The sequence below is a fragment of the Dysgonomonas sp. Marseille-P4677 genome (assembly GCF_016652235.1).
Classification (GTDB): Bacteria; Bacteroidota; Bacteroidia; order Bacteroidales; family Dysgonomonadaceae; genus Dysgonomonas.
The window spans coordinates 1-13110 of the sequence record NZ_JAEPKU010000124.1; the positions used below are offsets into that span (position 1 = coordinate 1).

Here is a 13110-nt window from a genome sequence, read left to right on the forward strand (position 1 = left end):
CTTCTATACTGAGAAGGTGTACAGCCTTTGATAAATAAAAAGTTGCGATAGAATGTTGCCTTAGATTTGAGTCCACAACGAATATATAGAGATTCGTATTCATAATTGAAATTCTCATCTATTATGAATTGACATGCCTTTTCAATTCTTTTTGCTGTTAATATTTTAAAAAAGGTAGAAGAATAATTTTGTTTAATTAGATCTGTTAAATGTTTCTGGCTAATATTTAAAATTCTACTAACGATTTTTATATCTAGGTTTGGATTTAGAATATGAGATGAATTAAAGAAATCAATAAGGATATTCTCTTCTTTTTTATTTACATATAAGTCCTTAGATGGTTGATTATTATTCTTATTTTTATTATAACCTAAAGTAGAAGTAAACATGCTCCAACTCTTTTCTATTAACACATAGTCTTTTAAATTCTTCAATGATTGATTAAATAAAATTATAGCTGATCCTAATATGAAAATATTTAGAAGTATTCTTGAAAGTTCTTTCTGAGTTTTATCTTCAGTTTCAACTTTTATTTGAATGAATAGAAATATGGAAAACAGTAAATAATATATCGACAGTGACAACAAATTTATTGCCCCATAGAAAGAATTTTTCCTTCTGGTTAATAGAAAAAATGAATATCCAAACCACGAAGCAGCAATGCTAACATATAATGCAATGTAATAAATACCACCCACCAGATCACGAAATCGTCTATCTATTATAAAAGGTAAGTATAATAGCCCCCAGAAAAGAGGAAATATAGAATGAGGTATTATTTGTCGTATAGACAATTGCGTATTAAACGATTTACAATAAAAATAGAGTAACGGTCCATAAACTATTTTAAATGGAAGGCCATCACTTATATAGAATAAATTAGGATCGGAATATAAATGGATGAATATATCGAAAAGAATATTTAATATATAACAACAAAGTAAAATAGAGAAGATTATATTACTTTGACTTCTCTTTTTTATATTTCGCTCAATATATAAGGCTGACAATAAAAGGATTATAGTTAAAACACATATACTTAAAAACATATTTCAAATCATGAGTGGTTAGGTATAATCAGGTCATCTTCATCCGGCTTATAAATTTCTATATCATTTACATATTGCGAAGGTGTTAACCCTGTAAACGATATAAAATATTTATTAAATGTCACCAATGATTTATAGCCACATTGAGAGGCAATAAATTCCATAGTATACATATTTTTATTAGTATTGAGTAAATCAAGTGCGTATCGAATACGATAGCCTGCTATAAAAACACGAAAATCAACTTCAATATATTTTTCGAAGAAATAATTAAGATCAGCCCTCGAAATTCCACTTTCAATAGATAAAAGCTCTTTGTCAAGATCCTGACGCAAATATATCTTTTGATCCTCAAAAAGAGATACCAATATATTCCGATATTCGCCACATCGATGCTCTATTTGATCCAGTTGGGTATATCTATTATTGTTTTTCGCATTAGTTCTCAATAAATAATGACCTTTCAATAAAATACTGGAAAAAAGGAATAATAAAATAATCCATATCCTCTGCTTATTAATAATGGCACCAATTGAATCATCCGGTATTTTCACATAAACTAATGCGATAGTTACAACTAGATGTAGGGTTAAGAGTAAATTGATTTGCCAAATAAGAAGGCGTTCATTTACAAATTCAGGTTCATCGGCATTATGACATCCTACAAAGATTAGCGCTATAAAGACCAGATTATATACTACATAGAAAATAAGATACCATTTTCTCCAAATCAAACTCGATACAGGTTCTTTTAATATAAAAAATAAATATATATAAAGAAAACAATAGAATACGAATGGTAGAATCAGATATTGATAATCGAGAAACCTTAAATCGTCTTTCTTCACATGCTGTAACAATATATACAGAATGACTGGAAATAATAATCCTATAGGGGTTGGCCTAAATATAAAATAGAATATCATTTCGCATACTTCGAGAAAGATAAAAAGATACACAACCGTTTTGAACGATTGCTTTTTTTGAATAATATCATTTAGATAAACTCTTATATTTAGATTGGGCAGCATGAATATAAAAAAGAATAATTTATTTCAAAAAGTATTAAAACATAGTTGGCTGATAAATAGTTTTTAACATTCAAAAAGCATCCGTTTTCTATATAGATAATATCTGTTTTATGAAAATAGAATCTCAGATATTTCTTCTTAAATATTTTCTATCTCAGCACTTTCACTTAGGTTAACATTACTCTAATAGCTATATATAAACACAAACAAGGTTAAGAATTCTATCGGATCATCTCTTTATTCTTTACTCTATAGATAACTTATATTTAATATAAATATAGCTAATCGATTTTTTCAATGAATATCTATCATTTCACGACCGAAGCTCATCACAAATATTACATTAAAACCATAACTGATGTTAGTGATTCTCGATATAATAGCCCTGATCCGATTCTTTACCATCCATTAAATCCTTAACGTCTTTTCCAAATCCTTTCTCCTTTTGATATAATTCTTCATAGTCTTTGCTATATAATGCATCAGGTACTACATGTACATCAAAAGCTATATCTATCGATGTCATATTCCTTAAATTGCCGTAAAGAGTTATATGATGTTTAGATAATCCTACATTTTTATTACTATCATATTGTAAAATTAATCGCCCTTCTTTTCCGGGAGGTATAACATCAATTCCTGATTTATTCGCTGTAATACAACCACAAGACGTTATGATATCCTCTAGTATAAAAGGTACTTCGCCGGTGTTTTTTATATTAAAAGATATATTAAGCTCCTCCCCTTGCATGATAGGATAATAATGCCTGTTATTGTCTATAATATCCAGAGTTGTTTGTTTATCCCGTTTATCGAGACAACCAGTGAACACATAAATAGATAATATCAAAAAAGTAGTATATTTTATAATTTTCATATGATTTGTTTTTTAATTTATTACTATTTCGTCGCAGGCAATAGTACTTTTATTACCTTGTTTACGAATGAATTTTAGTTCTATATTTTTCGCTAGCGAAAAGTCGATAGGGATAATACATTCATCAATTAATCCGTAGTTATTCATCTGTAGAGAATCTATACTCTTGATTTCTATATTGTCAACAATTAAAATTACTTTTTCCGGCGGGTATATCTGATGTCTAGCCATTCGAAGAAAATGCAGCTTGATTTCGGAGCAGCTACGCAATTTTTCAGCAGAAAAATTTGCAGCTAAATCATCTGTAGTGCTTAAATACCATCCCTGATGATAATCTGTGGAGAACCCAAGCATTCCATCATTAAGCATATATATATCGTTACTCTCATTCGAATTTGATGATATCTTAATAGTTGTACCCATAAGAGTGTTTTTTAGACCTTTATAGGAAAGAATTTTTCTCCATTCCGTGATATAATTGTCCAATTTACCATCACTTTCTTTGTAATTTCCCAGTCCTCGCAATTTGGTATTTTCTTCAAGATTATTAATATATCGCTCGATCTCCGGCTTAATAACTAACTCTGTATTTACTTTAGTCGCAGCACCCCATGCCTTGTCGTTTCTTACGTATGCTATCTGAAGGCGTGTGTAAGTCAGAGCTGTTAATAATTTATGTAATTTATCAGATTCTTCTTTCTCCGTTTTTCCAATAACTATTATCAGGTCTTCATAAAATTGGATAAATCTATCGACGTCCAAATAAGAAGATATGATTTGATTTATACCTCCATACATATCATAAGCTTTATTCTTTGATTCGAATTGATGTTCAGCAGATAAATAATAATCTGATAATAATTTATGGCTTATAGGATATTCCTTCTCTAAATATTTTTCACAAAGACTCTTTACATTAATCTCTGAATCCATCATTAATGCTCCTGCTACAAATGTCTTAACATCGTCAAATGGACTATAATCATATCCTGAAGCATTCAGAAATATACCTTTGACACCATGAGACCGAAAAAAAAGCAACTGTTTCTGCAGCCCGTATAAGATGGGTAATGGCGTAAGATAGTCATCAAAATTGGCGGCATAATCCCAAAGATATATATTAGATGTTTTTTTACTCCATTTATCTAATTGCTTCGAAAAAGCCTTAACAGATGCTTTTGAATCGTCAAGCGTTTGCCCTTTAGGTAAGCTAACAGTACTTATAAAAACACCGGCATTGTCAGGCAAATTCGTTGTCGGAGGTATGGATGTAGTCATATAGGCTGTAGTAAAGAACATGTGCCCCGGAAACCGATCGGCTAATTTATGAATCAAATCCATCACTGCCGGAGTCGCATTATCCTCTGTATTACCAAGTGCTACACAAGAAGGGCAGGTACACACTAATTGGTTATCATTGGGCATAATCATAAACCGATACTCTTTGACATTCCCATCTCCATAATTGTCTATGATATACTCACATATATTATTGAAAAGAGTTGGAGATGAAAATGAAAACTGATCTCGATTGCGAACTCCATTTACAAGAGAATAGACATCTTCTATTGACGGATCCTGAATTACTTTTGACAAATTATGCCCCCATAAGCCCCAATCCCTTTCAACATTATTAGTCCCGATAAGCGCAGAATATTCTTCATTCAGATTAGGTCTGAAATAGGGTTCACGATACGAAAAATCAAATGATTTACACTCACTGTCAAAATCAATAAGAGGGATAGGCAGATCTGCCACATCAAAACGGCTATCGACTGTTGCGATATTACTTATCAACTGGTATGTTATCCATAGGGCGGTTTCCTTATTACGAACAGTGATATAAAGTTCCTCTGAGGTGTGATCAATACAATAGTCATAGTTAATATCCGGATTTACTTCAAACTGAATATTTTTGAATCCAGCAAAGCTTTTCTTATTCTTATCATCTATTGTCTTGACTACGATACCATCCTCTGCACACCTTTTTTTTAGGTGATTGTAAAGATATTCAGCCCAGATTACACTTATTTCATCCTCCTTTGAAGAAATAGCATAGCCATTTGCTTTCAACGAAGGCTGACTGTTAGCCTTACAACTATTCATTGTAAAAAGCAATACAGACAATACTATGTAAAAATATATATTAGAATGCCACATTGAGATTCAAATGAATATTATAAAGATTTCCAAACTTAGCATCGTTAAGTCTAAAATTATTCCATATACCCAATACTGATACCGAAACAGTTCCTGACAACATATGCACTACCCCTGCCCCAACCATAGTATTCGCTACTGAAAATCCGTTATACAATTGATAGTCTATCAATTCCACGTCGGGAGAAGAACCAATACTAGCAAAGCCCAGAATATAGTTTTGAGGAGAACTAAGATAGTAACGCACATTTGTTGATAGATTATAGAGCCATTCTTCTTCGAGCTTATAATTATTAAATCGTACATTTATCCGCCACAGATCCAAGTCTTTTGTTATGCCCAAAACTGCATTGGAGAGATTTATCTTTTCCTGTAAACGTTTATAACCAACACCCAACTCCAGTTCAATTCCCCTCAGAAAATTTATATAGTTGAATAGAGAAGCATTAAAAGACCATTTAGGAAAGAATTTATTACCCCATGCTCCATTAATTTGAGTATATGTGCGTGTTGTCCAGTTTTTAACCCATTCGCCTTGTGCTTGGATTCCCCGTCCTAACTCTCTGCCCGAATAATAAAACTGTGCAGTATATGTGTTAGAATTTTGGATTCTTCTATATGCTATGCCCGATATTGTAATAGTCTTAGTAGTATCACCCAACTCACTATATAAATAAGACAAGCCTATTTCATTTCTGAATCCTTTATATTTTAGGAAATTCATATGCTGTTTAAAATCGGATAATTCTAAAGCTGAAGGTTCATGAAACGACTGATAATAATACGCCGAATCATGTTGATGCATTCCTTCGAATGCTAAACCTTTCATATATTTTACGGACTTACTATCGGGTCTATAAAATAAGGCTGTATTCAATACAGAAAGAGCTTTTTTATTATTTTTTTCTTTGATGAGTTGCTGTCCGTAATTTTCAGAGGTTTGAACAAACGCATTGATCAGATCCTTATGATAAGGATTCTTTTGCAGCTCGATATAAAGAGAAGAATATACATCTTCATAATTTCCCTGAGTCTTACTTTCTATTTCGGCTAACTTAATTTTAAAGTATACATTTTCCGGATAAGCTTTATTTCCTTGTTGAGCAAAGATCTTCATTTTCTCAATGTTGTTTGTAGTATAGGATAGATTTACAGCATAGTGCAAAGCCATACTATTATCCGGTGCATATTTAAGCCAACGTTCGACATATTTTAATGATTCGTCGTATGAATACGATTCATTCAGGTCTTTGATCACAGATGTTAACATATCACCATAACCACCTATATATCGTATTTTCTGATTTTCAGCAGCCATATTTATTGCTTCCTCATAGCTATCTACAGCCAACGGATATTGTTGTTGTTTAAAATAAACTTCAGCTCTTTTTACATATAGATCCGGATCTGAAATTCCTGATTCTTCAACTTGATTTAGAACATTTATGGCATTATAATAGTCACCGATAGCCATATATACATTGTACAACGAATTCTGAGCCATCTTATACATATCTTCATCTCCATATTGCTTTACCATATTCCAACAATATAATGCATCGTTATAGTTACCTTCGATCATTTTATCTTTAGCTTCATTATACATCGTATTCGCGTAAGCATTTTTCAAATCCGAATCGTTTGGGTATTGAGCAAATAATTTTTTGGTAAGTGCTGCGACTTTAGCAGGGTTTCCCATACGGCTATAAAGCGAAAGTTCCTTTATGGAAAGTTCTTTGGTTTCACCTTTTCCTTTTTTATATCTATTTAAAACACTTAAAGCTTCTTCGAATTGCATATCTGAAATTGCTCTATTGAATATATATGAGAAAGCCTCCTGATTATTGGGGTTATTTTCAAATATTTTTTGGTAAAGAGTTATTGCCTCATTATTTTTGGCATAAGTCGCAGCCTCGGTAAGATAGTAGTTATAATCTTTTCTTAAAGAGCCTGCTCCATTGGCTTTCATCTCTTGTTGCAAATAAGCAAGGAGTTCAGGATAGCGTTTTTGTTCAGCTAGTAATCCGACTTTCTTATTAATAAATTCAATATTCCCGGGAAAGCGATTAATAGCCTTATCCAAATAGTTTTGTGCGCCGAATAAGTCTCCCGCTTTAATATAATCATTAATCATGTTTAAATAGAACTCGTCATTATTGGGTTGTAAAGCTATCAACTCTTTATTGAGGGCAATCGATCCATCAAAATTTTTATTCTTACGCTTCTCCGCCGCATCTATTTCCGCATTATATATATAATCGTCTTTTAGCTGATTATCTTCAGGATATATATGGCTTATGCGCTTACGAAGACGGTTTGCTTCCTGCACATTACCTTGCAACTTATACAACTCTATTTTTTTGAGCCACAAAGCACGTTTATAAGGATGCACTTCCAACAATTCATTTACATAACAGATCGCACTAGAGTAGCGCCCCGACAAAGATTCTACATTGACCAATATCTGTTTAGTTTCTATATTATTAGGATTTGCATTTAATGATTTGGATAGCTCATAACGAGCCTTATCATAATTCTTGTAATTCAAATAATATTTGCCGAGCAACATTCTCAAATCCGACTCTTCAGGGTATTTCTCCAGACCTTCCTCAACTACTTTTCGACCCTCTTCCCAATTATTATGATTAAATAAAGTCTTAACCTTTTCTATATATTCGGGACTATCGTCCGAGCGGGATTTTTCTTGTGCATATACCAAATTACAAGAAAATAATCCGATAAGAAATATAGCCAGACTTGTCTTTATATAGTTCGGGGATTCTCCCTTTTTTTTATATACGTACATCATATTTTACTCCTTTCTCTATTTTAATTACTTCCTGACGAAGAGTTTACTATTTCTTTTACCAAATCAGGTGAAACTATTTCTGTTTTCTTCGTGTACCCTCTTCTGGTCATCTCCCCCCACTTTCTTTTCCTACTGGTTAGGAATTTCCAATAACCATGTAATGTGAACACTACAACAAAAGGATGATAGAAAAACGCTTCAAAAAGAGAAAAAAGTAATAGCTTTAAATATTCTACTTTCTTTTGATATACCTTTTTTACCCATATGTCAAATAAAATAGTTAACAATGATATCGTTACTCCTGTCATAAATACGAAACTCAGCATTAGCCAGAAGGTATTGAAATTTATTTGACTTGTTGCAAGTAAATAAATTATAGAAATTAGCCCTAAGGCCTCAAGAATAGGAGCTAGAAATTCAAAAAATAGGGCATAAGGAGTTATTGTAAATCCAAGTTTTCCGTATTTTTTATTAAACAGAAGCCTTCTGTGCTTTACGAATATTTGCAAAAGTCCCCGTCCCCAACGCGAACGTTGCCTGTGAAGTACTTTAAGATTGGTAGGTCCCTCTGTCCAACAGCAAGAATCAGGTATCTGAATAATCCTGTATTTCTGATTCTGTCTGCGCATATAAGCACCTATACGTAATGTTATATCCATATCCTCGGCATGCGAAAGCGGATCAAATCCACCGACATTGATAATAACAGATTTATCAAACAGACCAAATCCACCTGATATATTAGGTATAGCGTTAAGTAAAGACCAACCCATTTTTGCTACCAGATATGAGCGTAAATATTCTGTTTCTTGAAATGTAGTTATGAATTCTGCCGGAGGACCGATCCTTGTGATAACTCCGTTTTCCACTTCACATCCATTTGCCATGCGCATTGTTGCACCTACAGCTATAACCGGAACCTTTGAGTCTAATACCGGTATAATAACTTTTTTCAGTGTATCCGGAGCCAGAATACAATCCATATCTGTATTTATGATATAATCATATTCTGCAACATTGATACCTGCGTTCATCGCATCGGCCTTTGTTCCTCCATTTATTTTATCTACGACTGTAAGATGTTTAAATTTGGGATTTACAGACTTAAATATCCTCTTTACCGGACGACAATAAATCTTTTCTACATAAGGAAAAGGTACTTCCTTTAATTCAAAATTCTCGATAAGTATTTCTAATGTTCTATCAGTACTACCATCATTGACTATTACAACTTGGAATTTAGGATAATCAAGATTTAGAAAAGATGTTACATTGTCAATAATCACTACTTCTTCGTTATATGCTCCGGCAACAACTGATATACCCGGAATTCTGTATGGCTGCGAGTTCAATAATTCCTCTTCTCTATCCGTATACTTAAGCTTAGTTCTAGCGATATTATAATACCCAAAACAAGACAAAGCAATGTATATAATAGTGATAGCCAAAGCGTAAATAAAAATGATGGATTGATAGCCAAATACTATATTATCAAACATATCCGTATTTTTTTAAGTTAAATAATCATCTTATGACTTACGCTTGTTCTACAAAATCAAATATGGATTTTTGGAACACACCTGAGGCATTTTGTTTCAGCGTAAAGAATGTTTCTTTCTCATGATCTAATTTATATATGTTTTGTACAATCTTAATTATCAATCCCTCATTAGATGTACCAGCATATACTTCTTTAAGAAATTCAATAGCTTCAGGTGGTTCAGATTCTCCCAATACGCTAACTATCGCAGCTTGTACTTGTTCCGAACATACTCCATATTCATTTAAAAATATGGGGATTGCTTTTATATATTTTAACAATCCAAGAGTTTCTACAATTTTTGCTTTAACTTTATTGCTCTTACTTACCTGGAATAATTCAAGAAGTTTGGACGCCGACTCTTGTTGATTAAAGAAACCTATTTCTTCTATGAGAAAGGCTTTGTAAGTTTCATTTTGGGAATTATTAACCCAACGAATCAGCGGAGGTAATTGTTTCTTTTTATTTTGCTCGATCAGCGCAGCATGTATCCGCATTTCATCCAATGGATTGAACTGATTGTCAAAATCATCATCCAAGAATCTAAAGTTGTCATATGATGCACAATGCATAAATCCAGTTTTAACATGCTTGCGTAAGTCCGGATTACGTTCTTCTATACGAGAAGACAAGCTACTACCAGGAATATTTTTACCTAAATTCTCCATTATCCTGAGTGCTTTTTTGTTATTGTTTAGATTTCTTACCTTAAGTTTTGTCTCCCAATATGGGATAATAGCAAAAACATCAAGTATTCCCGAATAATTATTTTGGTTAAAATAAGTATCCACTTTTTGTGGTTTAAGAGATAAAATCAAATCTGTAATCTCTTTCTTTTTCCATCCCTTTAATTTTTTATTATCAAGTTGTAATTCGGTTCTGATTTCTTCATTAGAAAGATTTTCTGGAGAGAACATAATAGCCTTTAGCTTGTCTTTGTAATCATTTTCAATACTATCTACCTTACTTTTTAATCTTTTGATATTATAAAATGAGAAGAAAAATACAATTAAAGTAATGATGTAAATGGTTGTTAGAATGATAACCATTGCTGTTGCGATACGAATAAAAAACGGGTATCCGGTAAATATAGATTCGTAGTAATAATAATAAAATTTTATTGTTTCCATAACTGAAAAGAATTTTTGGTTTTTCTATAGCAGACTTAACTTTTTATCTCAACAGCGAATAAACGTATAATTGAGAATTGCTACTGTCCATAAAAATTAGGATTTAGACAATGTTTATTTTTGAGACTAAAAACTCACCCTACGTCTAATATATCTCAGAGAAATCTCAATTCTGATTAGCTGTAATACACTTTAATTATCAACATATTGCCTTTTTGTTTTTCTCAAAAAAGGTAAGGTAAATTGATATATACATGTTTTAAATTATTATAAGTGATCGTTACTTTTTTCTGTATTTTTTAAAGAATTAGTCCCATTACTCTCTTTTTTTTCGTGAATAATGCATTTAAATTCTTTTTTCTTTAAGTCTCCTATGAATTGAAATAGTCTCAAAAAGACCTTTTTTAGGAAAAACTCATTTTTCTGAACAGTAGCAATTCTCAATTATACATTTATTTGATATACAATTTAGTTTAGATTCTATACAGACGAAAAACTTATTTGAAATTTTACGAATTATAAACTATAAAAACACAATGGTTATGAAAAATATTCCATGGATTCTATTTATAATATTTGCAGGATTTAATTGTATAGCATGTAATGACGACAAAAATGAGATTACCCTCATTATAGAAGAGACATCTATATTCTTCGAATCACATGAAGCGCAAGAAAAACAGATTTCAATTACAACAAACGCCTTATCTGTCAATATTGAAATTCCCGTACTTGATCAGGAATGGTGCAGTGCTAAAAGAGCAGGAGATGCGATAATAATCTCAGTTAAAGAAAATCGCTCTATTGAATCTGCAAGAACAACATCAGTTATTATAACGGCAGAAGGAACTGCTTCTAGAACGATAAAAGTTTCGCAACAAGGGAGAAAAACTAATTCTGAAATAGGAATAACATCATTTGTTATACCGGCAAAACTCAATAATCTGACAAATGATATAAATGGTATTATAAATAATGAAGAGCAAACAATAACTTTAACTTCATCAGAATGGATTCCGAATATAAAAAATCTCATTGTTAGTTTTGTTGCACTCGGAGGGGTATCTGTGAATGGTAAAGAACAAGTAAGTGGAGTAACGGCTAATTCCTTTTTTAATGAATTGAAATATGTTATAAAAAAAGACAATGGAATTACCGTTGATTATGACATTATATGTGTCGGTCCTATGTTTACTGGATTACCTGTAATGAGTGTAAATATAGATGGTGGGCTCGAAGTTGTGGAGAAAACAACTAAATTGCCGGCAGTGTTTAGTCTTAGTGTACCCAATGAGGATGCAATAGATATGAATAGTACTGTTGTAACAATACGGGGTAGAGGTAATTCAACATGGGCTAAGCCTAAAAAACCGTATAGGATAGATTTCCCAGACAAGACACCTTTATTTCATTTGCCTGCAGCTAAAAAGTGGGTCTTGTTGGCAAATTATAATGATCCTACTTTACTTATGAATGATGTTACATTCGAATTGGCTCGCCAAATGAAGATCCCATTTACTCATTCATCGATTCATGTCGAACTTTTTTTAAACGGGACCTATAGAGGGAATTATGTACTTACCGAGCAGAATGAGATTGGTGAAGGACGTGTAAATATTGATAAAACAAAAGGATTCTTAATGGAGATGGATACAAATTATGATGAAAATTATAAGTTTAAGTCCCAATATTTGAATTTACCGATGATGGTCTCAGATCCCGAACCAAAAGATGAATCTGGATTCAATTATATTAAAACAACGATGCAAAATCTAGAAAGCTCTTTGTTTGAGAGTAATTTTCCGAACAACAAGTACGAAGAATACACTGATGTAAATTCACTTATTGATTTAATTCTCGTCAATGAGATTGTACAAAATGCAGAAGTAAGGCATCCTAAAAGCCTATTTTGTTATAAAAATGGTGATTCGAAAATTATGTGGGGGCCTCTTTGGGATTTCGATTTAGCATTTGGTCATGACTATGACGACACCAAAAAATATTTTGAACATTCAATTTTACTATTTTATCAAAAGAATGAGGATTATCGTACAGGTTCTAAATTTTTCTCTAGATTTTTTGAAGATCCTCAATTTAGGGCCAAATATAAAGCTCGTTGGAATGAAATTAAACCTCTGGTATTAGATTTGCCTAACTATATTGACATGATGTCTGCAAAGTTAATGAAATCTCAGGCTGAGAACTTTAAAATACCAGCAGCTCTACCTCCATCTCAAAATCTTTCCTATCAGGAATTGATTTCTCAGATGAAGAGTTGGATAAATAATCGTGTGGCATTTTTAGATGAAAAAATCAATAAATTCTAGCCTAGTTACCAATTAACTAAACATTCATAAATTATCTCCCAATTAGTATTGGAAGTCAGGCTAACAGAATTTTGGCAGAACTAAAAAATGAATATTTAATAGTTACAATGTATCTTTAAAAAGAATATAACAAGCTGATAAACTAGCATTTAAACACAAAAATATATATTCGGTACCTATATATAGT

Annotated in this window: 8 protein-coding genes; 1 reads left to right on the forward strand and 7 read right to left on the reverse strand. The window is 32.0% G+C overall.

The window, feature by feature from the left end:
* The 7 genes from JGH11_RS16170 to JGH11_RS16200 form a co-directional block, all read right to left on the reverse strand.
* Positions 1–389, reverse strand: a 389-nt coding sequence (locus JGH11_RS16170; protein ID WP_201113546.1) for an AraC family transcriptional regulator, incomplete at its 3' end; no start/stop codon positions are given.
* Positions 390–1057: 668 nt separating this feature from the next.
* Positions 1058–1783: a helix-turn-helix domain-containing protein gene (locus JGH11_RS16175; RefSeq protein ID WP_201113547.1), complete on the reverse strand. Its 726-nt coding sequence runs from the start codon at positions 1781–1783 to the stop codon at positions 1058–1060.
* Positions 1784–2441: 658 nt separating this feature from the next.
* The gene (locus JGH11_RS16180) at positions 2442–2957 is read right to left on the reverse strand and encodes a DUF1573 domain-containing protein (protein WP_201113548.1); all 516 of its coding nucleotides are present in this window, start codon (positions 2955–2957) and stop codon (positions 2442–2444) included.
* Between the two features lie 12 nt (positions 2958–2969).
* Positions 2970–5063, reverse strand: a complete 2094-nt coding sequence (locus tag JGH11_RS16185) for a DUF4838 domain-containing protein (protein WP_201113549.1) — start codon at positions 5061–5063, stop codon at positions 2970–2972.
* A 40-nt stretch (positions 5064–5103) separates the two neighbouring features.
* Positions 5104–7926 (reverse strand): tetratricopeptide repeat protein, encoded by a 2823-nt coding sequence (locus tag JGH11_RS16190; protein ID WP_201113550.1) that lies wholly within the window; start codon positions 7924–7926, stop codon positions 5104–5106.
* Positions 7927–7946: 20 nt separating this feature from the next.
* Complete coding sequence (locus JGH11_RS16195) at positions 7947–9425, reverse strand: glycosyltransferase (RefSeq protein ID WP_201113551.1); 1479 nt, start codon at positions 9423–9425, stop codon at positions 7947–7949.
* Between the two features lie 37 nt (positions 9426–9462).
* Complete coding sequence (locus tag JGH11_RS16200) at positions 9463–10596, reverse strand: HEAT repeat domain-containing protein (protein ID WP_201113553.1); 1134 nt, start codon at positions 10594–10596, stop codon at positions 9463–9465.
* A gap of 542 nt (positions 10597–11138) precedes the next feature.
* On the opposite strand from JGH11_RS16200, the gene JGH11_RS16205 reads away from it, so the two are divergent.
* Positions 11139–12923, forward strand: a complete 1785-nt coding sequence (locus JGH11_RS16205) for a CotH kinase family protein (RefSeq protein ID WP_201113555.1) — start codon at positions 11139–11141, stop codon at positions 12921–12923.
* Positions 12924–13110 lie beyond the last annotated feature (187 nt).

Bases quoted from the DNA above. Each gene is read 5' to 3' on its own strand.
- JGH11_RS16180 (WP_201113548.1), bottom strand. From the start codon at position 2,957: ATGAAAATTATAAAATATACTACTTTTTTGATATTATCTATTTATGTG.
- JGH11_RS16205 (WP_201113555.1), top strand. From the start codon at position 11,139: ATGAAAAATATTCCATGGATTCTATTTATAATATTTGCAGGATTTAAT.
- JGH11_RS16200 (WP_201113553.1), bottom strand. From the start codon at position 10,596: ATGGAAACAATAAAATTTTATTATTATTACTACGAATCTATATTTACC.
- JGH11_RS16195 (WP_201113551.1), bottom strand. From the start codon at position 9,425: ATGTTTGATAATATAGTATTTGGCTATCAATCCATCATTTTTATTTAC.
- JGH11_RS16185 (WP_201113549.1), bottom strand. From the start codon at position 5,063: ATGAATAGTTGTAAGGCTAACAGTCAGCCTTCGTTGAAAGCAAATGGC.
- JGH11_RS16190 (WP_201113550.1), bottom strand. From the start codon at position 7,926: ATGATGTACGTATATAAAAAAAAGGGAGAATCCCCGAACTATATAAAG.